This window comes from Myxococcus sp. CA005, from assembly GCF_006518205.1.
GTDB classification, from domain to species: Bacteria; Myxococcota; Myxococcia; order Myxococcales; family Myxococcaceae; genus Myxococcus; species Myxococcus xanthus.
Window position 1 is genome coordinate 1 of record NZ_SRLV01000096.1, and the last position, 26,999, is coordinate 26,999.

A 26,999-nucleotide genomic window follows, 5' to 3' on the forward strand; every position below is an offset into this window, starting at 1 on the left:
CCCGTGGCCTCCAGGCCCTTGCCAAAGCCACCGCCCTCGGCTCCACCGCCCGCCGCTCCGCCTCCGTTGCCGCCGCGCCGTCCGGCCGCCCCCCTGGCCGCCGTGCCCAAGGGCACGGGAGCGCCCGCGTCCCCGAAGGCGCCCGCGTCCCCGGCTGCCGCTGCTGCCCCCGCCGTCCGCGCCGCGCGGGCCCCGGGGAATGATCCATTTGGTGAGCCGCCCGAAATCCGGATGCCCATGGGCGGCTCGCCCGAGGACAAGCTGGAGTACTTCCGGGCCGTGGTCCGCCAGAAGACGGAGACCCTGGCGCGGGCCCGGACGCTGTACGCGGAGCGCGACGGCGAGCTCAACGGCGTGAAGCAGTCGCTGACGCTGGCGCGCAAGGAGCTGGCGGAGTCGAAGGCCAGTGTCTCCGCCTTCCAGGAGGAGCTGGCCCGGGCGGAGGCGGAGTCCCAGTCGCGGCTCGCCAGCCTCCAGGATGAGCTCTCCGCGGTGGAGGCGGACCGCAAGGACCTGTCTCGCGCGCTGGCGGAGGTCGAATCCGATGTGCCGCGCCTGACGGCGGAGCTCCAGGAGGAGCGCGAGGCCCGTGGCGCCGTGGCCGAGGAGCTGATTGGCGCGAAGGAAGCGCTGTCGCTGGCCCAGGACCGCGTGGCGGAGCTGGCCGCGGAGAAGTCCGAGGCCCAGGGCGCCCTGGAGGCCGTTCAGGAGCAGTACCAGCAGGCCATCGCCGACGTGGAGCGGCTGACCTCCGAGCTGGAGGCCGCCTCGGCGGAGAAGGACTCGCTGGGCCTGCGCACCGCGCAGTTGGAGGCCGCGCTGGAGGAGGCCCAATCTGGGCTGAGCGCGCTGGAGAGCGAGAGCGACTGGTCGAAGAGCTCGCTGGAGGAGGCCCAGGGCCGCGCGGGTACGCTGGAGGCCGAGCGCGACGAGGCGCGCAAGCAACTGGCGGTGGTGGAGGACGGGCTGCGCACCCTGCAGGAGCAGGTGGCGGAGCTGGAGCGTTCGCTGGCGCTGAAGGACGCCGAAATCGTGGGCCTGCGCGCGGCGCTCACCGCCCGCACCACCGAGGCCGCGGAGCTGCCCGCGCTGCGTCAGGCGCTGGAGGCGCGCACCGCGGAGCTGGCCCAGCTCAAGGCGAAGCTGGAGGCGGAGGCGGCCAAGGCCGAGGAGCGCTCACAGGCCCTGGAAGAGGGATTGGCACAGGCCAGTGAGCGGGCGCACCTGGCGGAGGGCGAGGCCGCGGCGCTGAAGGAGGCGCTGGAAGCCGCCGAGGTGGAGCAGGTGTCGTTGCGCGACCGCATGGAAGCGGACGCGGCGGCGCTGGGCGAGGCGGTGCAGCAGGCCGAGACGAAGGTGTCCGAGCTGACGGCGGCGGTGGAGGCCGCGCACGCGGACCATGCGTCGTGGAAGGAACAGCTCGCCGCGGTGGAGCTGAAGGCGGCCACCAAGGACGCCGAGCGCGTCGGCCTGGCCGCCCGGGTGTCCATGCTGGAGGCGGCGTCCGGCCAGCGCGAGGCGGAGCTGGTGCGGCTGCAAGCAGAGGTGGCGAAGGCCCACGAGGCGCTGGCGCTGGAGCGTGCGCGCCGCGAGGCGGCGGAGGTCGAGCGCACCGATGCGGAGGTGAAGGCGGCCCAAGCCGAGGCCCAGGTGGAGTCGCTGACGGTGGGGCAGGGCGGCGCCGAGGCGCAGGTGGCCTCGCTCACCGAGGAGCTGGAGGCCGCGCGCGCCGAGGCGGACAAGGTGGAGCGCCTCCAGGGCCGGCTGAAGATGATGGAGGGGGCCTTGGAAGGCGCGAAGGCCCAGGCCGCGGCGGCCGGCAAGTCGGACGCGGCGCGCGCTGCGACCGAGGCGAAGCTGGCTCGCGCGGAGGCGTCGCTGAAGGCCGAGGAGCAGAAGCGGGCCGACGTGGAATCCTCGCTGCGAGCAGAGCAGGAGGCACGGCGGGCGCTCGAGGCGAAGCTGGCGGAGCAGCCGGGGACTCCCTCCCAGAGCGCGGGTGCGCCAGCGGACTGGGAGGCGGAGCGCGAGCAGCTCAAGGCGGACGCTGCCAACCTCAAGCGCAAGCTGGTGGCGGCCGAGACAGCGCTCGAGAACGCGGCGGGCTACAAGGCGAAGATTGCCCGGCTGGAGGCGCAATTGAAGGGCAAGAGGTAGAGGTTTTTCCTTCATGCCTTTCGACGCGCCAGTGGATGCCCTCACGGGAATGCCGGCGGCCCGCTTCGGGCTGTACCTGCATTTCCCGTACTGCCTCGCGAAGTGCCCGTACTGCGACTTCGCGGTGGCGGTGGCGCGGCAGGTGCCGGAGGAGCGCTACGCCCGCGCGGTGCTGGCGGAGCTGGACACCCGGCTGGCCGCCGAGCCCTCGCTCGCGGGGAAGGTGCTCGACTCCATCTTCCTGGGCGGTGGGACGCCGTCCCTGTGGCACCCGCGCTACGTGGCCCAGGTGCTGGATGGCATCGCCGCGAGGCTGCGGGTGGCGCCTGGCGTGGAGGTGTCGCTGGAGGGCAATCCGGAGCGCGCGGACGCGGAGCGCTTCGCGGGCTACCGCGCGGCGGGGGTGAACCGGCTGTCGCTGGGCGTGCAGTCCTTCCAGCCGGAGACGCTCAAGGCGTTGGGGCGCGCGCATGACGCGGCCATGGTGGAAGGGGCCGTGGACGCGGCCCGGAGCGCGGCCTTCCCGGTGGTGGCCATGGACTTCATCTATGGCGTGCACGGGCAGACGGTGGCGCAGGTGGAGGCGGATGCGCGCCGGGCGGTGGCGCTGGCCCCCGAGCACCTGTCCACGTACGCGCTGACGGTGGAGCGCGACGTGCTGGCGGAGGACACGCCCCTGTCGAAGCGGCTCAAGCGCGGTGAGCTGGAGCTGCCGCCCGACGACACCGTGGTCGACATGGCGCGGGTGGTGCGCGAGGTGTACGGGGCGGCGGGGCTGCACCGCTACGAGGTGTCCAACCACGCGCGGCCAGGGTTCAGCTCGCGCCACAACGCGCTGTACTGGACCGGCGGGGAGTACCTGGCGCTGGGCGTGGGGGCCACGGGCATGTTGCTGTCGCCCCAGCCGCACCGGTACGTGAACCTGCGCAGCGCGGAGCGCTACCTCGTGGAGGCGGAGGCGGGGCGGCTGCCAGAGGAAGGCCGCGAGCCGCTGGGCCCGGAGGAGCTCTTCGCGGAGCGCCTGGCCATGGGCCTGCGGCTGGTGTCGGGCGTGGACTGGGAGGCCGTCTGCGAGCGATATGGACAGCCGGTGGAGCCCCGGCGGGCGGAAGTCGCGCGGCTGGTGGCGCACGGCTTCGCGACGCTGCGGGACGGGCGGCTGGCATTGACGGAGAAGGGCGCGGACGTCCACAGCGCCGTGTGCGCGCGGCTGCTCTAGGCGGCGTCCACTGGAACGGATTTCGAGAGGCGTATGAGCAAGTGGATATTGTGGCTGTTCCTCACCCTGCTGACGGGCAGCCCGCTGCTGTCGCTGGGCCTCATCATCGTCATCATCTTCGTGGCGGACCGCTTCACGTGGCAGGTGCTGCCCAGCCCGGTGCGGCTGCTCAAGCGCTTCCAGCGCGCGGGGCAACTGGCGGGCACCATCCTCACCAACCCGCATGAGCGGCGCGCGCGGCACGAACTGGCGGACATCCGCGTGGAGCAGCGCCGCTACGCCGAGGCGGTGGACATCCTCAAGCCCAACCTGGAGGCGGGCGACGAGGACGTGGATACGCTGTACCTGCTGGGCGTGGCCTACCTGGGCGCCGGGGACGCGCAGCGCGGCGAGCTGCTGCTGGACGAGGCGGCGAAGCTGGACCCGGACCACAAGCTGGGCGCCATCGACCTGGAGCGCGGCCGTTTCCGGCTGAAGCGCGGCGACGTGCCGGGCGCGGTGGAGGCGCTGGAGCGCTACTGCAAGGTGCGACACGGCACGGTGGAAGGCCGCTACCTGCTCGCCAAGGCCCTGAGCCGGGCGGGCCGCGGCGACGACGCGAAGCGGATGCGCGACCTGGCCTGGTCCGAATACGTGGTGGCGCCCCGGTTCCAGCGGCGCCGGGAGCGCAAGTGGGCCTGGCGCGCGCGGCCCAGCCGGCCGTTGATGTACGCGGCGGCCGTGGCCCTGGTGCTGAGCCTGCTGGCGTCCATGTTGCCCCGGTTCGTAATAACCCCAGAGGGAGACTACGGCGGCCGCTACGACCATGGCGCGTATGGCGAGCCACCCAGTGCGGTGGGGATGGAGGAGTACCAGGGCGAGTAGCGCTAGGCTCTCGCCCATGTTCCCCACGCCGTCGCAGGTCCTCCGCCAGCGGGAGGGAGTGCTGGCCGATACGCCGTTCCCCCTGCTGCTTCACGCGCTGATGGCGGAGGAGCGCACCTGCACGTTGGAATTGAAGGTGCGCCAGCGGGAGAAGCGCATCGTCTTCGAGGACGGCGCGCCGGTGGCGTGCCAGTCCAACCTCCTCCACGAGACGCTGGGCAAGTACCTGGTGGAGAAGGGCAAGCTGTCGGAGACGGACTACCAGAAGGCGCTGGCGGAGAGCATCTCCGCGGAGGTGCCGCTCAGCGGCCTGCTGGTGCAGAAGGGCCTCATCAGTCCCTTCGACTTGTACAAGCAATTGCAGGCGAACCTGGCGCACAAGCTGCTGGACTGCTTCCGCTGGGTGGACGCGAAGTACCGGCTCATCGCCGACGTGGAGCCTCCGGACGCCAGCGTGCGGACGAACACGGGCCAGCTCATCCTCACGGGGGTGGCCAACGTGATGCCCTTCGACGCGGTGGCCACGCACTTCACCTTCACGGACGAGCGCCGCTTCGGGCAGATGCCGGGCACGGAGGCGGGGCTGAAGCTGTCGTCGAAGGACGCGCGGCTGTTCCAGGCGCTCCGGTTGCGCCCCACCTTCGGTGAGCTGATGGAGCGCACCGGGTTCGACACGGAGGTGGTGCTCCGGCGGTTGTACGCGCTGTGCCTGCTGGAGGTCGCGGGCTTCGTGGAGGACGTGGACGCGAAGGCGGCCCGGCTGAGCGCGGGGAAGGGGACGGCGCCCGCCGCGCCCGCGCCCGAACCGGTGGCGCCTCCGGTGGCGGCGCCAGCTCCGCAGGGGACGCCGTTCTCCGACGAGGACGAGGCGGCGCGCAATGCCCTGGTGAGCGCCTTCATGTCGCACCGGAGCAAGGACCCCTTCGCGCTGTTGGACGTGCCCGAGGACGTGCAGCCGGTGCCGCTGCGCAAGGCCTTCCTGGCCCTGGCGGACCGCTACGCGCCCCTGCGCTTCCACACGCCGGAGCTCCGCGAGAAGGCGGAGGTGCTGCTGGCGGCCCATGCGAAGGCGTTTGGCGCGCTGTCGGACGCGGAGCAGAACCTGCTGTGGCGCAAGCGGCGCGCGGCGCATCGGGAGAAGGACCGGGGCACGCGGCCCACCACGGCCGAACAGTTCCGCATCCGCACGGACTTGCTGGATGCGACGACGCAGTTCGAAGAGGCGAAATTCCGGCTGGCCGCGCGGAACCACGCGGGGGCCTTCGAGTACTTCGAGTACGCCTGCGACATCGACCCGAAGCCGCTGTACCAGGCCTACCGGGCCTACGCGCGCTATCTGATGAAGCCGGAGGCGCACGGACGGCTGGCGCAGCAGGAGTTGCAGGAGGTGTTGCGCCAGGAGCCCACGCTGGAGGAGGGCTGGGCCTTCCTGGGAGAAGTGGCCCAGGGCGAAGGCCAGTGGGGGCAGGCCGAAGACGCGTTTCGCAGGGCGTTCAAGCTGAACCCGAAGAACCGCCGCTACGTCGAACTCATCCAGGAGATTGTCCGGCGGCGCTAGGCAAGCCCCTGCCTGGCTGCCTGCCTGATAGGGTTTGTCTGGTGTTGGGTTTGGGGCCATTTCCAGCCCCTGTGGGTGGCGTCTGTTTGGCGTCTGACAGTGGATGCCATTATTTGCGGGCCGGGAGGGGTCTGGGTTTTCCTTTTTGCGGGGGGCGCTAGGTAGTCTTTGGCGCCATGGGCAGCATTCGTGAGAGGAATCAGTCGGGCCAGGCGGCCGTCGAAGCTGCCATTGTCCTTCCCCTGTTCGTCTTCCTCATCCTGGGCATCCTCCAGCTGGGGCTGATGCACCAGGCGCGGCTGCTGACCAAGTACGCCGCCTACAAGGCTGTGCGGGCTGGGTCGCTGAACAGCGCCAAGGTCGAGGAGATGGAGAAGGCCGCGCTCGCGGTGCTGATGCCGATGCTGAGCGTTCCCGGGCAGAAGGGGGCTTACATCCCCCCGGTGGGAAGCGCGGCGGAGTTCCAGGCCAAGTGGCGTGACGTGTCGGGCAACCAGATTCCCGGTACGTCACTGAAACACGCGCAGGTCACCGTCTGCGGCCCCACGCGGAGCGATGCCGGCGGAGGTGGGCCGGAGCTGGACTTCGATGACCCCCGGAACACCGCGCCCACGGGCTGGAAGGAGAGCCACCGCACCAAGCTGCGCGTCCAGGTGACGTTCAACTACCGGATGATCATCCCCTTCGCGGACTGGGTCATCTACGAATCCACCCGTGGCCGCGAGCTGCAGAAGGAACTGCGAATGTATCGCAAGCCTACCGATCCAAAGAATCAGGGCGACAAACCGGACCGCACGGAGTCCCTCCTGGAGCAGGCGGCTGCGCAGAAAATCTACATCACCCCCATTCGCGCCACCTACACCATGCGGATGCAGTCCAACTTCTTCCTCAACCGGGCAGCCCTCCCAGGGAGCAACGAATGCGTCTTCCCATTCTCCTACAAAGGCAAGGCGCCGTGAGCGCCTCGGCCAGGAGACGCGCACAGCGAGGGCAATCCATTGTCCTGGGAGCGCTGTCCTTCCTGGTGCTCGCGCTGATGGTGACGCTGAGCTTCAACCTCGCACATGCGCTGCGCCAGAAGATGGGTTTGCAGCAGCACAGCGACGCGTTGGCGTACTCCATGGCGGTCCTGGAGGCGCGGTCGCTCAATTACTATGCAGTCAGCAACCGGGCCATCGCGGCTTCCTACGTCGCGATGAACAGCATCCACGCATACATGGTGGCGGCGAGCGTGACGGGTTCGATGATGCGGGCCTCGGAGGCGAACTTCAAGGAGTTCGCAAGGCGCGAGAAAATCATGTGCGGTTGCAAGGGGTGCTACGAGCACTGCTTGCACGCCATTGAAGCGACGAAGATCGCGACCGAGTTCGCCAACGCGGGCCGTGAGTACGACCAGAAGGTCCGTGCCCTGGAGTCCAGCTTCAACGCCGCGATCCGGGGGCTCGACGTCATGGTAGACAACCTGCATGCCTCCCAGCGTGAGGCGCATTCCCAGACGCTTCAGGCCATCCAGGATGGCCGCAGCCATGGCCTGTCGCTCCTGGCGGACTACACCGCGCCGGACGTTGGTGCGCTACCGCAGGCCGTGGGGGGGCTCAACGCGAATGAATTCAACTGCGCGGTGGATGGGATGAACTGCCGGGGGAGCGTGGAGAACGCTTCGCCCGAAGCGCTCGCCAGGGTCATGACGGAAATCTCCAACGCCACCCGTTCTGGCTGGCCGGCGGCACGAAAGACCGCAGCGCGCGGGGTTGCAAAGCCTCCGTACCTGCATGACGACGTCATCCGGGACCTTCGGGACATCGCACAGAAGAAGCCGTACACGGTGACCTCTCACGAGGGAACGGCGAAGTCGGTTCAGGACAAGGGCCAGGTCAACGACGGCGGGAAGAAAGGCGGTAATCAGGGGACGACGGTCGCCGCGCGAGAGGAAGGGGCGATTCGGAATACCTGGGAGCACCAGCTCACGTCGACGACCGACTACGAGGCGGAAGTCTGGAGCGATGCCAACGGCGGTGACCATACCCCGGGTGGCGCGCACTCGGGCTCGCACAACTTCGAGGGCATCAACGCCAACGCATTGTCGGGCTGCGCCCGGTCGGGCAACTGCTTCATGAAGTTCCGAGCCAACCCCTCCTCTGGCAGGGATTGGGGGCAGCCGCGCGTGTACAGCTACCTGACGCGGCGACTCCGGGTCGGCGACCCGAGCCGGGCGCCCTGGGAGTTGAACGCGTCGGCCCAGATTCAACTGGACCATGGCGCGCAGGGGACAGCGACGCTGACGCTCGCGGCGCAGGATGGCGTGGCGCTCTCCAAGGCGCTCGTCTACTACCACCGCTTCGGTGCGAATGGCTGGCGTGAGGCGCCCAACCTCTTCAGTCCCTACTGGCGCGCGAAGCTGCACCCCATCTCATCCGACGAGGCCGCGGAGGTCCTGGAAGCGGCAGGCAACACGGACGCATCCCGGCTGGCGCGGGTCCCGGGGGTGTCCCTGTGAAGCGCGCATCCAGGCGAGGTGCCGCGGCGGTGGAGATGGCGGTGTGCATGCTCGTCATCGTCCCCGTGTTCCTCTACTCGCTGTTCCTCTTCGACCTGCTGCGCCACATGTTGGACTCGCAGGAGACCTCCCTGTCCACGGCCTGGGACTACACCGTCCTGGACTATGAGAAGGAGCCCGAGAGCGTCGCGACGGAGGACGGGGGGACGACGACGGAGGCCTTCTCCGGCTTCGAGATGGCACAGGCCTATTCGCGGTACATGTACTGCGACCACGAGTCGGGTATCGACAGCTACGGCCCAGGAAAGGGTCCGGAGTGCAGCGCCAATCCCGATTCAGAAGACCACCACACGGACGTTGTCGCCCATGCGTGCTGGCTCAACCCTGGCGCACGGCAGGTGTACTGCACCCTGGATGCACAGGCCGTGGGCGCGTACGGAGTCTCACTCCACCAGTCCTTCATGGATACCTTCGGGCGGGGTGGCCTCATCCGTTGTTCCGCGCGTCTGGGCGTCCAGAACTATCTCTTGCCGGAGTCGTTCCTGCCGGAATTCTCCGAGGTGAAGCTGGCCAAGGAGAAGCAGGAGCGGGCCAACGGCATCCACAGAAACGCAACGGGCGAAAATCTCCCGGAGGGCCATGCCCGAGGCGACAACGTCTATCTGCTCCCCTGGGAGCAGATTGCCATCCTCACCGACACCTGGGCGCTCACGGAGCACGCGGACGTGCGGCCGGGCACCGCGGGTGGGCGAGGGATGCACGAGCGCGTCACCCAGCTCTATCAGAACGAGGACAACAGCGGCTTCACCGACATGTCGAGCGCGTCCGAGCGGTTGGTGAACCAGGCCATCAACTCGGGTCTCCTCCATGACAGCCTGAGGCTGGAATCCCAGAGCTACAGGACGCCTGGGGATGATCCTCGCAATCCCAGCCTCGCCATCAAGCCCGACCAGAGTGGTGACGGCGCCGTGGAGGAAATCGAGCAGCAGGGAGGCCGCCAGGGCTACTTCAGCAACGAGTGGCAGGACTGGGGGCGCAACAACAACCAGCGCACCTACGAGGCGCGTGGCAACTGGTACCTGGGTTGCGCGAGGTCGGAGTCGTGCTGATGCCCGTTGCCGCCTCGCGCCCCGTCGTCCGGATTCCCGCGCTGCTCTTCTCCGTGGCGGTGGTGGGCGGTCTCATCGGCTTCTCATGGGAGCACGCTGTCTACCGGGGCAGCGACAGCCATCAGGAATGGAGCCCGCCGGAGCTGGGCACCGAGGTGGAGACATCCTCCCGCGGGTGGGTGCGCACGCCCGCGGAGGAGGCCATCCTCCAGCGGGCACTGGTCCACTTCCCGCCGTACCCCAACGCCACCCGTCCCGAACCGCTCGCAGCCGACTACCTGGGGCCTGGGGCGCCCATGGCGGTGGCGTGGTTCTCCACGCAAGACGCGCCCGCGAAGGTCCTGGAGCACTACACACAGGCGCTGCTCGCCAAGGGGCTGCCGGTGCTGCACCAACGCCACGGAGAGAAGGGCGGCTACGTGGGCTACTGGAGCCCCGCCACGGAAGAGGTGCGGCTGGTGTCCACACTGGCGCAAGGGGGGGAGACGCTGGTGTTCGTCTCCGCCGGCCAGGTGGGCTCCATGCTGGCGCGGGCGGCGGCCGTGCCCGCCTGGCTTCCCGTGCCCGGCGAGCTCGCGGAGACGCGCACCGTGAACTTCAATCTGGAGGGCGCCTCGCACCACGTGGTGACGGGCCAGCTCCAGGCGGACTCGCCGGATGCGGCGGCACGGCGCTACGGTGCCCTCTTCCGTGAGCGCGGCTGGCAGGTGGGAACGCTCGCACCGGTGGCGCCGAACGGCATCGCCTTCGAAGTGCTCAAGGAGTCCGTGAGCGGCCGCGCGGTGCTGCGCGACCTCTCGCCGGGCCCGGGAGTCGAGGTCCAGCTCACGCTGCTACGCCGGAGCGTTGCCCCATGAGGAAGTCCCTGCGTCCGTCGCGGTCCGCCCGCGGCCAGTCCATGGTGGAGTACGCCATCGTCACCGCGGCCCTGCTGGGCTTCAGCACGATGGGGTGGCCCTTCCTGGTGCAGTTGCTCAACGCGCTGCACCGCTACTTCAACTCCATCTACTACGTCATCCAGGCCCCCATCTGAGGCACGGGGGCCTGGGCGCCGCGGTTACGGCGTCACCGTGGTGACGAACTCCGCCTTGCCGCCGGAGACCTTGAGCACCACGGCCTCCTTCACCGCGTCGCGGTTGGCGTCCAGGGTGATTTTGCCCGTCACGCCCGGGAACTCCTTCGTCGCGGCAATCGCGTCGCGCAGCGAAGGGCCGCTCAGGTCCGGCGCGCGCTTCATGGCGTCGATGGTCACCCGCGCCGCGTCGTACGCCAGCGCGGCCACGCTGTCCGGCACGCCGCCGTAGGTGGCCTTGTAGCGGGCCAGGAACCTCTGGAGCACCGGGTCCGGGTTGTCCGGCGAGTAGTGGTTCGCGAAGTAGCTGCCCTCCAGCGCGGAGCCGCCCAGCTCGTACAGCTTGTCGGAGTCCCAGCCGTCGCCGCCGAGCAGCGGCACCTTGAGCCCGATTTCACGCGCCTGCCGCGCGATGATGCCCACGTCCGTGTAGTAGCCAGGGACGAAGACGGCGTCCGGCTTCAGCCGCTTGAGGGACGTCAGTTGCGCGCGGAAGTCCGTGTCGCCCTTGGAGTAGCTCTCGTCGCCCGGCACCTCGCCGCCGAACTCCTTGAACCTGGCGGTGAACACGTCCGCCAGGCCCATGGAGAACGCGCTCTTGTTGTCGCGCAGGACCGCGACGCGGGACAGCTGCAGGTTCTCCCGCGCGAACTTCGCCATGGCGAGCCCCTGGAAGGGGTCGATGAAGCAGACGCGGAAGATGTAGTCGCCCTTCTGCGTCACTTCCGGCGCGGTGGACGTGGGCGTCACCATGGGCACCTTGCCCGCCTGCGCCTTCTCCGCCATGGCCATGGACACCGACGAGGCCGCCTCGCCGAGAATCGCCACCACCTTGTCCTGGGTGATGAGCCGCGTCACGGCCTGGGCGCCTTCCTCTGGCCGGCCCTGGCTGTCGTAGACGCGCACCTGGAGCTTCTTGCCCTTCACGCCGCCCGCCTCGTTGGCCTCGTTCAGCGCCAGCTCGATGCCGTTGCGCGCGGACACCCCGAAGGTCGCCTCGCTCCCCGTGAGGCTGCCGACCTCTCCCAGCAGAATCGTGTTCGAGTCCACCGGAGCGGCCGGTACCCCGGTCGCCTGCCCCTCCGGCGAGGGCGCGGCGGGCGCGTTCTTCTTCTCGCAGGCCACCACGGCCAGGGCCAGGGTCGCGAGCAGCATCAGGGGACGGCGCATCGGCAAGGTTCCTCCGGGGGACGGTGGTGTCACCCTATCCCTCTCCCCCCCGCCCTCCAACCAGCGGCGCTTCAGGGAGGGATTCAAATTGCAATGTGGACTGAAACGGTCCTGATTACATATGAGGTCCTCCGTGGCCCGAGTTTTTTCGGCGCCTGGACCCAGAGAGGAGACACCCGCACCCATGCTCCGGATGAGCAAGATGACCGACTACGGCATCGTGCTGATGACCGAGCTGGCTCGCGCGGAGGGTGACACGCGCACCACCCGTGAGCTGGCGGCGCGCACGCGCGTGCCACTTCCCTCGGCCAGCAAGGTGCTCAAGAGCCTGCTCCAGGCGGCGCTCGTGGTGTCGCACCGTGGCGCCAACGGCGGCTACGGACTGGCACGCCCGGCCCATGAGCTTCCGCTGGCCGAACTGGTCACCGCGCTCGAAGGGCCGGTCGCCCTCACGGAGTGTGGCGTCCACACCTCCGGGGGTGCGCCCTGTGAGCTGGAGTCCGTCTGCCAGGTGCGGGGCCACTGGCGCCTCATCAACGACGCCATTCAGGAGGCCCTGGGGCGGCTGACGCTGGCGGACCTCATCGCCCCCGCGCCCCGCGTGCCAGAGCGCCTCGTGGGCCTGGGGACACCCTCTCGCCCGGCGCCTTCCCCGGCCGCTGGCCACCCCCCTCCCGCTTCCGCGACAGGAGTCCGCTCATGAGCACCGAAACCCTCCAGGAACTGACGCGCCGCCCGTATGCGGCGGGCTTCGTCACCCAGTTGGAATCGGACACGTTTCCCCCCGGGCTGGACGAGGACGTCATCCGCCAGATCTCCGCGAAGAAGGGTGAGCCGGAGTTCCTCCTCGACTGGCGCCTCAAGGCCTTCCGCCACTGGAAGACGATGAAGGAGCCCACGTGGCAGGCCGTCACCTACGCGCCCATCGACTATCAGGCCATCCGCTACTACTCGGCGCCGAAGCAGAAGCCGGTGAAGGCCAGCCTGGACGAGGTGGACCCGGAGATTCTGCGCACCTACGAGAAGCTCGGTATCCCGCTGCATGAGCAGAAGCTGCTGCAGAACGTGGCGGTGGACGCCGTCTTCGACTCGGTGTCGGTGGCCACCACGTTCAAGGACAAGCTGGCCAAGGCGGGCGTCATCTTCTGCTCGTTCTCCGAGGCCGTGCGCGAGCACCCGGAGCTGGTGAAGAAGTACCTGGGCACCGTCGTGCCGTACTCGGACAACTACTTCGCCGCGCTCAACTCGGCGGTCTTCAGCGACGGCTCGTTCGTCTACATCCCCAAGGGCGTGCGCTGCCCCATGGAGCTGTCCACGTACTTCCGCATCAACGCGGCGGACACGGGCCAGTTCGAGCGCACGCTCATCGTCGCGGAGGAGGGCTCCCACGTGAGCTACCTGGAGGGCTGCACGGCCCCCATGCGCGACACCAACCAGCTCCACGCCGCGGTGGTGGAGCTGGTGGCCTTGGACAACGCCACCATCAAGTACTCCACGGTGCAGAACTGGTACCCGGGCGACGCGGAGGGGCGCGGCGGCATCTACAACTTCGTCACCAAGCGTGGCATCGCGCACCGGGCGGCGAAGATTTCGTGGACGCAGGTGGAGACGGGCTCGGCGATTACATGGAAGTACCCGAGCGTCATCCTCAAGGGGGATGACTCGGTGGGCGAGTTCTACTCGGTGGCGCTCACCAACCACATGCAGCAGGCGGACACGGGCACGAAGATGGTGCACATCGGGAAGAACTCCCGCAGCACCATCGTGTCCAAGGGCATCTCCGCCGGCCGCGGGCAGAACACGTACCGGGGGCTGGTGAAGGTGCTCAAGAGCGCGGAGAACGCGCGCAACTACACGCAGTGCGATTCGCTGCTGCTCGGTGACAAGTGTGGCGCCCACACGGTGCCGTACATCGAGGTGAAGAACGCGTCGGCGCAGGTGGAGCATGAAGCGTCCACGTCGAAGATTGGCGAGGACCAGCTCTTCTACTGCCGGCAGCGGGGCATCTCGCAGGAGGACGCGGTGTCGATGATCGTCAACGGCTTCTGCCGCCAGGTGTTCAAGGAGCTCCCCATGGAGTTCGCGGTGGAAGCGCAGAAGCTGCTCGGAGTGAGCCTGGAAGGGAGCGTGGGGTAGGTATGGCGCTTTTGACTGTTCGCAACCTGCACGCCCGCGTGGCGGGCAAGGACATCCTCAAGGGCATCGACCTGGAGGTCGCGCCCGGCGAGGTCCACGCCATCATGGGCCCCAACGGCTCCGGGAAGAGCACGCTGGCCAGCGTGCTGGCGGGCCGTGACGGCTACGAGGTGACGCAGGGCGAGGTGCTGTTCGACGGCAAGCCGCTGCTGGAGCTGTCGCCCGAGGCCCGCGCCGCCGCGGGCGTGTTCCTCGCCTTCCAGTACCCGGTGGAGATTCCGGGCGTGGGCAACATCCACTTCCTGCGCACCGCGCTCAACGCGCAGCGCCGCGCGAAGGGGCTGGAGGAGCTGGACGCCATGGACTTCCTCCAACTGGCCAAGGAGAAGTCGAAGCTGGTGCAGCTCGACGCGGCCTTCATGAACCGTTCGGTGAACGAGGGCTTCTCCGGCGGCGAGAAGAAGCGCAACGAGATTTTCCAGATGGCGGTGCTGGAGCCGCGGCTGGCCATCCTCGACGAGACGGACTCCGGCCTGGACATCGACGCGCTGCGCACGGTGGCGGGTGGCGTCAACGCGCTGCGCTCGCCCGAGCGCGGCATGGTGCTGATTACGCACTATCAGCGGCTGCTCGACTACATCGTCCCGGACAAGGTGCACGTCATCGCGGCGGGCCGCATCGTCCGCTCCGGTGGGCGCGAGCTGGCGCTGGAGCTGGAGGAGAAGGGCTACGGCTGGCTGGGGTTGGACGGTGGAAAGGCCAAGGCGCCGGTGGCGGAGGCGCGGCGATGACGACGGCCCTGGCGCACTACCTGGATGTGGCCACGCGCTTCCAGGCGGCGCCCGAACAGGCGTCCGCGCCGCAGTGGCTCAAGCGCCTGCGCGCAGATGCCCTGGCCCACTTCGAGCGGCAGGGCCTGCCCACGACGCGTGACGAGGCGTGGAAGTACTCCCGGCTGGGGGCCATCGCGGAAGGAACGTTCATTCCACGGACGGATGTGTCCCGGGACACCGCCCACCTGTCGGCGGTGGTGGAGCGGCTGGGCTTGCCGGGGCCCCGGTTGGTGTTCGTGGATGGGCGGCTGGCGCCGGAGCTGTCGTCCGTGGCGGGCCTGCCGCGCGGACTGACGCTGAAGCCGCTGCGGGACGCGGTGCGTGAGGACGGCGAGCTGCTGGAGTCCGTGCTGGGGCAGCGGGCCCTGGCGAACGAGCACGCCTTCACCGCGCTCAACGCGGCGCTGCTGGAAGAGGGCGTGCTGTTGCGGCTGGCACCGGGCGCGCTGAGCGAGGTGCCCGTGCAGGTGGTGTTCCTCACGCGCGGCGACGCGCCGGTGCTGTCCAGCCCGCGCATCCTCGTGGTGGCGGGGGAGAGCAGCGAAGCGACGCTGGTGGAGACGTATGCCAGCGCGGGCCCCGCGGGCTCGGCGGCGACATTCACCAACGCGGTGACGGAGGTGACGCTGGGCGACAACGCCAGCCTCCACCACTACAAGCTCCAGGTGGAGGCGGACGCGGCGCTGCACGTGGGCGCGCTCCATGCACGGCAGGGGCGGGACAGCCGCTTCGCCTCGCATGCCTTCGCCTTCGGTGGGGCCATGGCGCGCAACGAGGTCCACGCGGCCTTCGCGGGCGAGGGTGGCGACGCGACATTGAATGGCCTGTACGTGGGGCAGGGCGCGCAGCACCTGGACAACCGCACGGCGCTGGACCACGCGGTGCCCCGGTGCACCAGCCGCGAACTGTACAAGGGCGTGCTGGATGGTCACTCACGCGGCACCTTCCACGGGCTCATCCGCGTGCGGCAGGACGCGCAGCGCACGGACTCGCGGCAGCAGAACCGCAACCTGCTGCTGTCGGAGTCGGCGCAGGCGGATGCACGGCCTCAGTTGGAAATCTTCGCGGACGACGTGAAGTGCGCGCACGGCGCGGCGGTGGGGCGGCTGGACGCGCAGGCGCTGTTCTACCTGCGCTCGCGCGGCGTGCCCCAGGCAGAGGCGGAGCGGCTGCTCACCTACGCCTTCGCTCGCGAGGTGGTGGAGGCGGTGCCCGCCGGCCCTGTGCGCGCGAACATCGAAGCGCTCCTGGCCTTGAAGCTGCCAGGCGCGGCGCAGCGCGAGGTGACGGCATGAGCGGCTTCGACGTGAATCAGGTCCGTAAGGACTTCCCCATCCTCGACCAGGAGGTGCGGGGCCGGCCGCTGGTGTACCTGGACAGCGCCGCCACGGCGCAGAAGCCGCAGGCCGTCATCGACGCGCTGGTGCGCTTCTATCAGCACGACAACGCCAACGTGCACCGCGGCGTCCACGTGTTGTCCGAGCGCGCCACGGAGGCCTACGAGGGCGCGCGTGAGACGGTGCGCCGCTTCATCAACGCCCGGGACGTGAAGGAAGTCGTCTTCGTGCGTGGCACCACCGAGGCCATCAACCTGGTGGCGCAGACGTACGGGCGCAAGCACATTGGCGCCGGGGACGAGGTGCTCATCACCCAGATGGAGCACCACGCCAACATCGTCCCCTGGCGGATGCTGTGCGAGCAGACGGGCGCCGTGCTCAAGGTCATCCCCGTGGATGACCGGGGCGAGCTGGTGCTGGACGCCGTGGACGCGCTGCTGACGGAGCGCACCCGCATCCTCGCGGTGACGCACGTGTCCAACGCGCTGGGCACCGTGGCGCCGGTGAAGGAGCTCACGCGGCGGGCCCACGCGAAGGGCATCCCCGTGCTGGTGGACGGCGCACAGGCGGTGACGCACTTCCCCGTGGACGTGCAGGACCTGGGCTGCGACTTCTACGCCTTCAGCGGGCACAAGATGTTCGGCCCCACCGGCATCGGCGTGCTGTACGGGCGCAAGGAGCGTCTGGATGCGATGCCGCCCTACCAGGGCGGCGGCGACATGATCCTCTCCGTGACGATGGAGAAGGTGACGTACAACCGGGTGCCGTACCGCTTCGAGGCGGGCACGCCCAACCTGGAGGGCGCGGTGGGGTTGGCGGCGGCCATCCGCTATCTGGAGGCGCTGGGGATGGAGAACGTCGCCGCGCACGACCGGGAGCTGCTGGCCTACGCCACGCAGGCGCTGGAGTCGGTGCCGGGGCTGCGCATGGTGGGCACGGCGCGCGAGAAGTCCGGCGTGTTGTCCTTCATGCTGGCGGATATCCACCCGCACGACGTGGGCACCATCCTGGACCGCGAGGGCATCTGCATCCGCACCGGCCACCACTGCGCGCAGCCGGTGATGCAGCACTTCAAGGTGCCGGCCACGTCCCGGGCGTCGCTGGCGCTCTACAACACGCGCGAGGATGTGGACGCGCTCGTCCGTGGCCTGCACAAGGTCCTGGAGGTGTTCCAGTGAGTGCGTCGGATGACTTGAAGGACCTCTATCAAGAGGTCGTGCTGGAGCACTCCAAGCGGCCGCGCAACTACCGCGTGGTGGAGGGCGCCACCGCGGAGGCGGCGGGCCACAACCCGCTGTGCGGTGACCAGTTGGTGGTGACGCTGAAGGTGGAGGGCGGCGTCATCAAGGACGTGGCCTTCCAGGGCCAGGGCTGCGCCATCTCCAAGGCGTCCGCGTCGTTGATGACGGGGGCGGTGAAGGACCGGACGCGCGCGGAGGCGGAGGACCTCTTCGAGCGCGTCCACAAGCTGGTGACGGAAGGTCCGGAGTCGGTGGACGTGGACGCGCTGGGCAAGCTGGCGGTGCTGTCCGGCGTCAGTGAGTTTCCCGCGCGGGTGAAGTGCGCCAGCCTGGCCTGGCACACGCTGCGCGCGGCATTGGAGGGACGCGGCGAGGCCGTGTCCACGGAGTAGGGGTGGAGGGCCACATGCGAGGAATGATGGCGGTGCTGGAGCGCGACGTGTCCGCGACAATCATCCCCAGCGGGGACCGGGTGGTGCTGCCCGAAGGCGCCGAGCTGCGGGTGACGCAGACGCTCGGCGGCAACATCACGGTGCAGGACCCCTACGGTCAGCTCTTCCGCATCGACGAGAAGGACGGCGGCGCGCTGGGCGAGGAGTACGCCCCCAAGGAGAAGGCCGCCGGCGACCTCAGCGAGTTCAACGAGGAGCAGGTCTGGGAGCAACTGCGCACGGTGTACGACCCGGAGATTCCGGTGAACATCGTCGAGTTGGGCCTGGTGTACGCGTGCAAGGCGGAGCCGCTGCCGGAAGGCGGGCAGCGGGTGGACATCCAGATGACGCTCACCGCGCCCGGCTGCGGCATGGGGCCGGTGCTGGTGGAGGACGTGCGCACCAAGGTGGGCTCGGTGCCTGGGGTGGCGGAGACGCGCGTGGAGCTCGTCTGGGATCCACCCTGGGGGCAGGAGCGGATGTCGGACGTGGCGCGGCTCCAGCTTGGTTGGATGTAGCAGCGGGACGAAGGCCCTCGGCGAGCTGCTTCGCCAAGGGCCGGTGACGTCTCAGCGCAGGGCCAGCCGCCGCGCGCCCAATCCGAGCGCCGCGGTGGCCAGCGTTCCCGCGAGCAGCTTCGGCCACCGGGAAGGCGCTGCCTGGCGCACGGGCACCATCGGCGCACGAGCAGAGACCTCCGGCATCTTCTCCGCGAAGAGCTCCACCATGCCCTTGATGAACGCGAACATCTGTCGCGGTCCCGGGCTGGAGACCCAGTTGCCATCGCGCATCACCGGCTCGTCCACCCAGCGGCCACCCGCGTTGCGCACGTCGTCGCGGATGCCCGGCCACGCGGCCAGCGCCCGTCCCTCCACGAGTCCCGCCGAAATCAGCACCCAGGGGCCATGGCAGATGACGGCGATGGGCATGTCCAGCGCGTCGGCGTCGCGGACGAAGTCGAGCGCGAGCGCGCTTTGCCGGAGGAGGTCCGGGTTCACGAAACCTCCTGGGAGGAGGACCGCGTCGAAGTCCGCCGCCTTCACCTCACGCAGGGACGCGTCCACGCTCACCCTTTTCCCTGGAATGAGAAGGTTCATCCCGCGGATGCGGCCCTTGTGGGGGGACACAATCGTCACGTCGGCGCCCTGACGCTCCAGTTTCTTCACCGGTGCTGTCAGTTCCACCTGTTCGAAGCCATCCGCCGCGAGCACGGCCACTCGCAACCCTTTCAGCTTCTTCATCGCGCACACCTCGCTGTGTCGGAACGGTTTGTCGTCTCGACACTGTGCATTCCCGCTGGGCCCCGCGTTGTGCCTCCCCGGAGGGCGTGCTACCGACGGAGCGCTCTGGAGGTCCTTCGAATGTCCGCCGCTTCCGTTCTCCTCCGCCGTTCTTTCGTCGTGGGTGCCGTGATGCTGCTTTCTCCCGTGGGCTGTGCCACCCAGACTGGGGCTGCTCGCACCGACAGCGAGCAGCCCACCTCGCGTGATGCACCCGCGCCCAAGCCGAAGTGGGGGCTGGTCATCCACGGCGGCGCGGGTGTCATCTCCCGGGAGAATCTCTCCCCAGAGCGCGAGGAGGAGGTCCGCGCCGCGCTGACCCAGTCCCTCCAGGCGGGACACGCGGTGTTGGCCAGTGGTGGCTCCGCGCTGGACGCAGTGAGCGCCGCGGTCCGCATCCTGGAGGACTCTCCGTACTTCAACGCGGGCAAGGGCGCCGTCTTCACGCACGACGGGGTCAACGAGCTGGATGCCGCCATCATGGATGGCACGACGCGCAAGGCGGGGGCCGTGGCGGGCTTGCGGCACGTGAAGAACCCCATCTCGCTGGCGCGGCTCGTCATGGAGCAGTCGCCGCACGTGATGATGGTGGGGGAGGGCGCGGAGGCCTTCGCGAAGTCGCAGGGTGTGGAGTTGGTGGACCCGAAGTACTTCTACACGGAGGACCGGTGGCAGGGCCTCCAGCGCGCGCTGGAGAAGGAGCGCTCGCAGCCGCAGCCATCCTCCGCGCTCCCGGCGGGGTATGACCCGGTGAGCGGGGACCACAAGTTCGGCACCGTGGGCGCCGTGGCCCTGGACCAGACGGGCGCGCTCGCCGCGGCCACGTCCACGGGAGGCATGACGAACAAGCGCTACGGCCGCGTGGGGGACTCGCCCATCATCGGCGCGGGGACGTATGCGGACGCGCGCTGCGCCGTGTCCGCCACCGGCCATGGCGAGTTCTTCATTCGCTACACCGTGGCGCGCGACATCTGCGCCCGCGTGGAATACCAGAACGTGCCGTTGCCGGAGGCCGCCGACGTCGTCATCAACGACGTGCTGGTGAAGGTCGGCGGCGAGGGCGGCGTCATCGCGATGGACCGCGAGGGCAACGTGGCCATGCCCTTCAACTCCGCCGGCATGTACCGCGGCTACGTGGGCGAGGACGGCAAGCCCGTCGTGGCCATCTTCCGGGATGCGGCGGAGGCCGCTGGCGCGAAGTAGCAGCGCACGGAGGCCACCATCCGGGATGCGCCCGGGGGGCCTCCCCGAGCGCGCCGTGAGGCGTCAGTCCCGGCCGCCGCGATGTCCCCCATCGCGGCGGTGATGTCCCCCGCCCCCGTTCCCGCCGGGCGACGCCCGGTGGTAGTTGCCATTGCCCCAGTGATTGCCGTTGTTGCCACGGTAGTGCTGACGCACCGGGCCGGGGCCACGCCGGTAGTGGTTCCCGGGGTGGTAGACGTGGTGGCGCACCGCGGGGTAGCGGCGCCAGGAGTGCGTGAAGTAGTGCGGGTGCCGGCGCGCCACGGTGACGTGCGCGTGGCGGTAGACGGGCACCGTGACACGCACCGAGCCCCGGGTGGCCCAGCCGCCAGCGGAGAAGTACCAGGAGGGCCCGCGGCGCATCCACCGGGACGACACGTAGACGAGCCCAGGACGGGGCGGGGCGGCCCACATGCCGTCCACCCACACGTAGTTGGCGCCGGCCCAGTACCAGTAGCCGGGCGTCCAGACGTAGGAGGGGGCTGGCGGCGGCGGCGCGTGCTCGACGCGGAGCGGCGGAGGCGCCTGCTGCGTGGACAGCTCCTCGCTCGCCACGGCGATGGGAATCTCCACCACCGGGGAGTCATGGCGGGCCCAGCCGCCGGACACCCACCGCCACATCCGGCCATCCGGCTCCCAGTAGCCGTTGATGAACCGGTAGCCGTCCATGGGCGCCAGCCAGGTGCCGGCGTTGAAGCGCCACTCGTCGCCATCCCAGTACCAGTGGCCGGAGGCCCAGACGGCGCCCGTGAAGGGCCGGCCGGAGGGATTCTCGGCGGGGAGCTGGGGCGGGGCGTAGGGCGCCATGGGCGCCGTGTCCTCGTCCTCGAACTCCGTGTCGTCGTACGCGTATTCGGAATATCCAGGCTCTGACGCGGGGACCGGCGCGGTCTGCGCGTGAACCATGGGCGCCGCCAGCAAGGTCACCAGACAAGCCCACCATCGAGGAGTCATCGCGTCATCTCCGTGGGTTACCAGACAGATTCTGCCACCGGCCCCCCTGAGAGTCCCCAGTGCGGGGCCGGTGTAGAAAAAAGACGCGGTGCCGTCCGGCTTTATTCATCCCCCGGCTAGGGCTTCACCAGGACCAGCTCCCGCGTCTGGATGAGGTCCACGTCTCCGGTGAACCCAGAGAACAGCTCGTACTGGCCAGGCATGACGCGGTTGCGTGGCACGCGCAGCGACTCGGTGACGCTGAGCGTCGAGCCGTCCTGCTTCTCGGACCGGGTGAAGCGGCCGAAGGCGTTGTTCGCCTCCAGCGAGGCCTGGGGGTCGGCGAGCTTCCAGCCCTTGGGCATGGACAGCGTCACCTGCGTGCGGCTGGCCTCGGTGGTGTCGATGTAGAGCGGGGTGCGGCGCGTGCTCAGCTGCACGAACCGCCGGCCCAACTGCGCGGGGAAGGTGAGGGGCCCCAGCGCCATCCGCTGGCCGCCCTCCATCCGCCCGAAGCGCGGCACGGTGAACTCGTAGCGGAGCACGAAGGGCGCGCCCACCTGCTCCTGGTTCTCCAGCTTCACGCTCGACAGCGACGCACCGCCGAAGTACCGCGCCACCGCGCCCTGCAGCGCCTGGTTGCGGCTCTCCGCCGACAGTTGGTTGAAGGCCTCGGCAATCTGCGCCGCCTCGAAGCCGGAGTACGTCTCCTCGCCCTGCCCGCTGAGCGTTCCATCCTCGGCGAGCTTCAGCGCCAGCTTCACTTCCTTGCCGGGGGTTTCCTTCAGGGGCGGCGTCTGCACCTTCTGCAACGGGCGGCCGGGTTCGGGCAGCAGCCACGCCTCCCGCCCGCCCATGGCCAGCTCCGGCAGCTCGCCGAAGGGGCCGTAGCGCACGGACGTGTCCACCCACACCGGCTCGCTGCCGGGCACCTCCACGCGCAGCGCCGCGTACGGCAGCAGCGCGTCCTGGGGGAAGGTGTAGGCCGACGGGTCGGTGTTGAAGGTCCGCACCGCCACCACCCGCGAGGGGATGCCCAGCGCGTCCAGGCCGGCCTTCATCACCGTCAGCCGGCTGCCCCGGTCCTGGGCCACCGTGGACGCCGCCGTCTGGCTCAGGCTCGCGTCCCGGCCGGAGAAGCGCTGCATCACCGCCGCGTGCAAGGCCTTCACCGCGTCCAGGCCCGACTTGCCCTCCGCCGCCTTGCGCGCGAAGGCGTCCACTTCCGCCGTGCGCAGCCAGCGCTCCTGGAAGGCATCGCCATAGAGCTTCACCAGGCTCTCGTTGCCCGTGTCGCCCGCGCCCACGATGACGAAGGGCAGGTACTCGTTGGCGGAGGGCGGCGCGTCCGGCTCGGGGATGAACGGCGGCACGCGGCGCGTCTCGAAGTGGAACACCTCCAGGTCGCCGTCCACCTTGGGCTCCGGCACCTTCATCCCGTGCGCGTCCACCTTCATGCCCACGCCCTTGGGCGCCACCACCGTGTACGTCACCCAGGCGTTGGGCTGGTTCGCAATCTGGAAGTAGAAGGCGGACGCCGTGAAGCCCGGCTGCGCGGGGCCGCGCGGAGGCTCCGCGAGCAGGTACTCCACCTCCACGTAGTCACCCACGGCCACGCCGGGCAGGCTCACCGTGTCCTTGCCTTCGATGTTCTCCGGCTCCAGCACCCGGCCGTCCGCCTTCAGCGTGCGCAGCGCCAGCACCTGCGCGCCGCGCGGCACGTTCACCTCGGCGATCTCCTGCACGCCCGACTGCTCCAGCGCCTTCTGCACCGTGTGGATGCGGTTGACGATGCTGCCGTCGGGGTACACGCGCACCGCCGCCGCATCCAGCACGAAGGCCGCCGCGCTGCCGCCGCTGACGGGCTCCGCCTCGTAGGCGCGGATGGCCTCGCGTCCGTCCACGGCGTACGCCTGCAGCAGCTCGCGGCCCGTCTTCGCGCGCTCCTCCGTGCGGCGCAGCGTCAGGTCGTCGCCCGCCATCGCCAGCGCCTTCTCGCGCAGCTTGAGCGCCTCGGCCGGCTGGCCCGCGTACTCGCGCACGTCCGCCATGCGCTTCACCAGCTCCGCGTTGCGAGGCCACACGGTCGCCAGCTTCTGGAGCACCGCGGTGGCGTCGTCGAAGCGGCGCTTGGACACGTAGAGGTTGGCCAGCGTGTTGGCCAGGCTGATGCTGCTGGGGTCGCGGGATTGGAGCTCGCTGTACAGCTTCGTCGCCGTCTCCACGTCGCCGCGCGTGCGCGCGTGTTCGGCCTGGCGCACCACCGTCCCCGGGCAGCCATTCAGGGACGCCGCCAGGGTGTCGCTCCGCTCCGCCGCGTCACGGCGGCGGGCCAGGCTGTACTGGAGCGTCAGCGCCTCGCACAGGCCGGGCTGGGCCTCCAGCGCCGCGGTGAGTGACTCCTCCGCCAGGGCTTCCACTTCCAGCGCCAGCGCGGCGCGGGCGCGCAGCATGAACACCGGGTGACCGGCGGGCTGGGCCACCTCGGACGCCGTCTTCAGCATGTCCATGGCGGAGGTGGGCTGGCCCTCGTCGAGGAAGAGCTCCGCGCGCAGCAACAGCGCCGCCACGTTGCCAGGGTCCTTGGCCAGCACGGACTCCAGGTCACGCGTGGCCCGGCCGCGCGCCACCTTGGACGGCACGGTGCGGTCCGCGGAGGCGACTTCCGCGCGCAGCCACAGCAGGGCCGGGGTGTTGGCGTCCACCGAGGCCATCAGCCGCCGCGCGCCGTCCGCGTCCCGCTGCAGGCCGTCCCGCACCGCCAGCACGACGGCCAGCAGCTCACCGGCCTCCTCGTGCAGGGCCGTCTTCAAGCCCTCCGTGGTGGGGAACACGCCGGGCGTCTCGTCGGAGAACTCGACCTTGCTGCCCCAGGCCTGCGGCGCCGCGCCGGTGGCCGCGCTGAAGCGCACGCCGGACGGGCGCCCGTCCACGCGCAGCAGGGCGAAGGTGAGCAGGCCGGAGGTGCCGCCCTTGATTTGACGCACGACGAAGCGGTGCTTGCCCGCGGGCAACTGCACGGCGCGCGCGGTGACGGTGGTGGTGGCGCGCTCCCAGGCCCGGCGCTCCATCAACGGAGCCCCGTCCATCAGCACCTGATGCGAGGTGCCGCTCACGGTGCGAGCCACATAGAGGCCCGGCTCCGTCACGTCCGCGTCGAAGGCCTGGACGTAGAGGTCGCCCTGGCCGGGCTCGCCCGTCAGGTCCATCCGCCCGTCGGGGGCGCGCACCGTGCGCACCGGCAGCGGACCGAAGGCGCCGGTGAGGGGGCCCGCCAGCGAGCCATTCTGACTCACGGGCGTGCGTTCGTCCCAGGCCAGCACGTGGAAGGGCGAGAAGGGCCCCACCAGCGAGACTTCGCTCACCCCGCCCAGTTGCTGCATCGCCGCGTCGCGGGCCTCCGCGTCGCCGCGCACCACGGCCACCGACATCCGCGCGCCGCGCATCAGATAGGCGGCCTCGCCCGTCGCGCCCGCCGCCAGCGCTCGCTCCACGCCGAGGAGGATGTCGTCGTCCAGCGCCCGCGACGTGCCCACCGAGTCCAGCACGTGGCGCGCCGCGACGGCCGCCAGCGGGTGCGTGGGCGCGCGCGCCACCAGCTCCAGGGATGCCGTCAGGGCGCGGTCGGGACGGCCCGCGCGGCGTGCCATCAGCGACTGACCGGCCAGCGCGTAGACATCTCCCGCGTCGCGGGCAATGGCGTCATCGAAGCGCTGTTGCGCCAGCAAGGCGTCACCCGCGACGAGCAAGGCATGGAAGCCCGCGAACGCGAGCGTGCGGGCCTGTTGGGTGCCCTTCTGCGCCTGCTCCGCGGCGGTTTCGAGGACGCGCGGTGTCGCCGTGGAAGTGGAACGGTGGCAGCCCGTGAGGGCCGTGACGAGTGCGAGCGCGGCGAAGCCGAGTCGAATGGTGCGCATAGGAGGAGCCAGGGATAGTGCAATCCCTCGGCCGTGGCCATATTCCCCTGCGCTGCAATGTCCGGGGCGCGTGCTGCCGGACGCTCTACCTCCGCTTGGGAGGGCTCTTCACGGGGGCCTTAGCGGGCTGCTTCTTCGGGGGAGGCGGCGGAGCAGGCCGCTTGGCGGGCACCGCGGCGACCACGGCCTTCGCCACCGGCACGTCGGGCACGGGCGCCGTCGTCCCCGGAGGCGGCGCGCGCCGCACGGTGTAGAGGAAGCCCTCCGCGCGGCAGGTACCTTCGATGCAGCCGAAGGCGGGCACGGGCGCGTCCCCGAAGTGCTCCATCCAGCCCGGCCCCAGGTTGAGCGGCTCGCCAATGGCCCGCTGGTCCTTGCCCTTGCCGACGTAGCCCTGCATGACGCCGTCCGCGTCCACCCGCAGCTCCAGCGCGGCCTCGCCCTCCGGCGACGCCAGGCCCAGCATGGTGCCGCGGCGCTCGCCCAGGGCCCACTCGAGCCGCAGCGGCGCGCCCGCGCCGTCATGGATGAGCGCCACATAGCGGCCCGTGCTGCCCTGTAGCAGCAGCGCGGCCGCGGGGGCCTGCAGCGACGGCCCGTAGAGCATGACGTAGGCGCGGCGCTTCCAGGTGTCCGGCGGCGCGTCCGCACGCACGCGGGCGCTGAGCACGGCGATGTCGCCGTCCAGCCCCACCACGTCCACGCGGGCACGGCCCACGCGCGACTGCGAGCGCTCCTCCACGGGCGGGAAGATGATGGCCTTCTCCTCCGCCTCCACCGGCCGTCCGGCGACCAGGAGCGACGGCGCGTCCGGGCCGTGACCCACCGACACCGTGCGCTTCTCGGAGCCTGTCTCCAGCCGGCCGGGCATGGACCGGGGCGATGGCGGGCCCAGGTCCGCGTTCAGCGCGGCGCCGGGCTGCGGCGGCACGGGCTTCTCCCCGCTGCGCAGCCACTCCCGGCCCAGCACGGCCAGCGCCGCCACCACCAGCAGCACGGCCGCGGCCTGCAGGGCCATGCGCACCACCTTGCGCACACCCTGGCGGACGCGCTGGAGGTGCGTCAGCTTCACCGGCGCCAGTGACGGCAGGCTGCCCGGGACGAGCAGCTCCAGGTCCGCGATGAGCGTGGTGACGGAGGGGTAGCGGTCCTCCGGGTCCGGCTTGAGGCACCGCGTGACGATGGCGTCCAGCCGCGAGTCCAGCCCCGGCTTGCGCCGCGACGGCGGGTCGAACGTGCCCAGCGGCACCTCGCCCGTGAGCCACTCGTAGAGGATGACGCCCAGCGAGAAGATGTCCGCGCGCGCGTCCGCGCTCTTCGCGTCCACGCGCTGCTCGGGCGCCATGTACGACAGCGTGCCCATGGACACGTGCGTGGACGTGAGCGCGTAGCGCGAGGAGGGACTGGCATCCTCCAGGAATGACGCCAGGCCGAAGTCCGACACCTTGGCGATGCCGCCGGCCTGCTGGTCCAGCAGGATGTTCTCCGGCTTCAGGTCCCGGTGGATGACGCCGCGGCCGTGCGCGTACTCGATGGCGCGGCAGATCTGCAGCATGCGCCGCAGGGCGCCCATGACGTCCAACTGCGGCTCGCGAATCAGCTCCCGCAGCGACGGGCCGTCCACGAACTCCATCACCAGGTAGTACGTGGTGTCCGTCTTCCCCTTGTCGACGATGGAGACGATGTGGGGATGGCTCAGGGCGGCGAGCGCGGCGGCTTCCTTCTGGAAGCGCGCGATGAAGGACGGGTCCTTCGCCAGCTCGGGATTGAGGAGCTTCACCGCCACCGTGCGGCCTAGCGAGAGCTGGGTGGCCTTGTGGACCTCCCCCATGCCTCCGCTGCCGACAAGCTTGTCGAGGTGGTAGCCGCTGATGATGTCCGGCGAGCGCGGACGGCTGATCGCGGTGGGGTCGATTGAGGACATGGCGGTGAGCGAAGGGGGCGGCCAGGGTAGCAGAAACCCGGCGTTGGAAATGTCCGCTCATGCACGGGTCGGCATTGCC

General features: G+C 70.1%; 22 protein-coding genes. 17 read left to right on the top strand and 5 right to left on the bottom strand.

Translation table 11 applies throughout. The annotated features are described in order from the left end of the window. From FMQ63_RS30860 to FMQ63_RS30900, 9 genes are all read left to right on the top strand, one after another. The coding region (locus tag FMQ63_RS30860) for a plectin 1 isoform 8 (RefSeq protein ID WP_141276830.1) at positions 1–2,157 on the top strand (2,157 nt) is incomplete at its 5' end. 13 nt (positions 2,158–2,170) lie between these two features. Beyond that, positions 2,171–3,376 carry a radical SAM family heme chaperone HemW gene (gene hemW / locus FMQ63_RS30865; RefSeq protein WP_011551263.1) on the top strand — a complete coding sequence of 402 codons (1,206 nt, stop codon included), beginning with the start codon at positions 2,171–2,173 and terminating at the stop codon, positions 3,374–3,376. Between the two features lie 33 nt (positions 3,377–3,409). Further along, positions 3,410–4,240, top strand: coding sequence for a tetratricopeptide repeat protein (locus tag FMQ63_RS30870; RefSeq protein ID WP_011551264.1), 831 nt, complete (start codon positions 3,410–3,412; stop codon positions 4,238–4,240). A 16-nt stretch (positions 4,241–4,256) separates the two neighbouring features. Beyond that, positions 4,257–5,798, top strand: coding sequence for a DUF4388 domain-containing protein (locus FMQ63_RS30875; RefSeq protein WP_011551265.1), 1,542 nt, complete (start codon positions 4,257–4,259; stop codon positions 5,796–5,798). A gap of 176 nt (positions 5,799–5,974) precedes the next feature. Then, positions 5,975–6,757 carry a TadE/TadG family type IV pilus assembly protein gene (locus FMQ63_RS30880; protein ID WP_011551266.1) on the top strand — a complete coding sequence of 261 codons (783 nt, stop codon included), beginning with the start codon at positions 5,975–5,977 and terminating at the stop codon, positions 6,755–6,757. After that, on the top strand, positions 6,718–8,295 hold the full coding sequence (locus FMQ63_RS30885; protein WP_011551267.1) for a TadE/TadG family type IV pilus assembly protein: 1,578 nt from the start codon (positions 6,718–6,720) through the stop codon (positions 8,293–8,295). The genes FMQ63_RS30880 and FMQ63_RS30885 overlap by 40 nt, the downstream gene beginning before the upstream one ends. Beyond that, positions 8,292–9,404: a hypothetical protein gene (locus FMQ63_RS30890; protein ID WP_011551268.1), complete on the top strand. Its 1,113-nt coding sequence runs from the start codon at positions 8,292–8,294 to the stop codon at positions 9,402–9,404. Before FMQ63_RS30885 ends, FMQ63_RS30890 begins: the two co-directional genes overlap by 4 nt. Continuing rightward, the gene (locus FMQ63_RS30895; RefSeq protein ID WP_020478260.1) at positions 9,404–10,261 is read left to right on the top strand and encodes a hypothetical protein; all 858 of its coding nucleotides are present in this window, start codon (positions 9,404–9,406) and stop codon (positions 10,259–10,261) included. Before FMQ63_RS30890 ends, FMQ63_RS30895 begins: the two co-directional genes overlap by 1 nt. Then, complete coding sequence (locus FMQ63_RS30900; RefSeq protein ID WP_011551270.1) at positions 10,258–10,437, top strand: hypothetical protein; 180 nt, start codon at positions 10,258–10,260, stop codon at positions 10,435–10,437. Before FMQ63_RS30895 ends, FMQ63_RS30900 begins: the two co-directional genes overlap by 4 nt. Before the next feature lie 24 nt (positions 10,438–10,461). Here the strand turns inward: FMQ63_RS30900 and FMQ63_RS30905 are convergent, their stop codons facing one another. Next, on the bottom strand, positions 10,462–11,646 hold the full coding sequence (locus tag FMQ63_RS30905) for an ABC transporter substrate-binding protein (RefSeq protein ID WP_020478259.1): 1,185 nt from the start codon (positions 11,644–11,646) through the stop codon (positions 10,462–10,464). Positions 11,647–11,830: 184 nt separating this feature from the next. Here FMQ63_RS30905 and FMQ63_RS30910 point away from each other — a divergent pair, with 184 nt between their 5' ends. From FMQ63_RS30910 to sufT, 7 genes are read left to right on the top strand one after another with little or no spacing between them, the layout of a single operon-like run. After that, on the top strand, positions 11,831–12,349 hold the full coding sequence (locus FMQ63_RS30910; protein WP_011551272.1) for an SUF system Fe-S cluster assembly regulator: 519 nt from the start codon (positions 11,831–11,833) through the stop codon (positions 12,347–12,349). Further along, positions 12,346–13,782: a Fe-S cluster assembly protein SufB gene (gene sufB, locus FMQ63_RS30915; RefSeq protein ID WP_011551273.1), complete on the top strand. Its 1,437-nt coding sequence runs from the start codon at positions 12,346–12,348 to the stop codon at positions 13,780–13,782. Before FMQ63_RS30910 ends, sufB begins: the two co-directional genes overlap by 4 nt. A 2-nt stretch (positions 13,783–13,784) precedes the next feature. After that, positions 13,785–14,573, top strand: coding sequence for a Fe-S cluster assembly ATPase SufC (sufC, locus tag FMQ63_RS30920; protein WP_011551274.1), 789 nt, complete (start codon positions 13,785–13,787; stop codon positions 14,571–14,573). Then, positions 14,570–15,910, top strand: coding sequence for a Fe-S cluster assembly protein SufD (gene sufD, locus FMQ63_RS30925; protein ID WP_011551275.1), 1,341 nt, complete (start codon positions 14,570–14,572; stop codon positions 15,908–15,910). The genes sufC and sufD overlap by 4 nt, the downstream gene beginning before the upstream one ends. Then, entirely contained in the window at positions 15,907–17,130 is a 1,224-nt protein-coding gene (locus tag FMQ63_RS30930) for a SufS family cysteine desulfurase (RefSeq protein WP_011551276.1), read from the top strand. The genes sufD and FMQ63_RS30930 overlap by 4 nt, the downstream gene beginning before the upstream one ends. After that, entirely contained in the window at positions 17,127–17,585 is a 459-nt protein-coding gene (gene sufU, locus FMQ63_RS30935) for a Fe-S cluster assembly sulfur transfer protein SufU (protein WP_011551277.1), read from the top strand. Before FMQ63_RS30930 ends, sufU begins: the two co-directional genes overlap by 4 nt. Positions 17,586–17,599: 14 nt before the next feature. Further along, positions 17,600–18,142 (top strand): putative Fe-S cluster assembly protein SufT, encoded by a 543-nt coding sequence (sufT, locus tag FMQ63_RS30940; RefSeq protein ID WP_026114149.1) that lies wholly within the window; start codon positions 17,600–17,602, stop codon positions 18,140–18,142. A 51-nt stretch (positions 18,143–18,193) separates the two neighbouring features. Here sufT and FMQ63_RS30945 read toward each other — a convergent pair whose 3' ends face one another. Then, a complete protein-coding gene (locus FMQ63_RS30945; RefSeq protein WP_011551279.1) occupies positions 18,194–18,865 on the bottom strand; it encodes a type 1 glutamine amidotransferase domain-containing protein in 672 nt (223 codons plus the stop codon). 120 nt (positions 18,866–18,985) lie between these two features. On the opposite strand from FMQ63_RS30945, the gene FMQ63_RS30950 reads away from it, so the two are divergent. Next, positions 18,986–20,107, top strand: coding sequence for an isoaspartyl peptidase/L-asparaginase family protein (locus tag FMQ63_RS30950; RefSeq protein ID WP_020478257.1), 1,122 nt, complete (start codon positions 18,986–18,988; stop codon positions 20,105–20,107). Positions 20,108–20,170: 63 nt separating this feature from the next. Here FMQ63_RS30950 and FMQ63_RS30955 read toward each other — a convergent pair whose 3' ends face one another. From FMQ63_RS30955 to FMQ63_RS30965, 3 genes are all read right to left on the bottom strand, one after another. After that, on the bottom strand, positions 20,171–21,100 hold the full coding sequence (locus FMQ63_RS30955; protein ID WP_011551281.1) for a YXWGXW repeat-containing protein: 930 nt from the start codon (positions 21,098–21,100) through the stop codon (positions 20,171–20,173). Positions 21,101–21,216: 116 nt separating this feature from the next. Next, positions 21,217–24,996, bottom strand: coding sequence for a tetratricopeptide repeat protein (locus FMQ63_RS30960; RefSeq protein ID WP_011551282.1), 3,780 nt, complete (start codon positions 24,994–24,996; stop codon positions 21,217–21,219). A gap of 85 nt (positions 24,997–25,081) precedes the next feature. Next, positions 25,082–26,920: a serine/threonine-protein kinase gene (locus FMQ63_RS30965; protein WP_011551283.1), complete on the bottom strand. Its 1,839-nt coding sequence runs from the start codon at positions 26,918–26,920 to the stop codon at positions 25,082–25,084. Positions 26,921–26,999 lie beyond the last annotated feature (79 nt).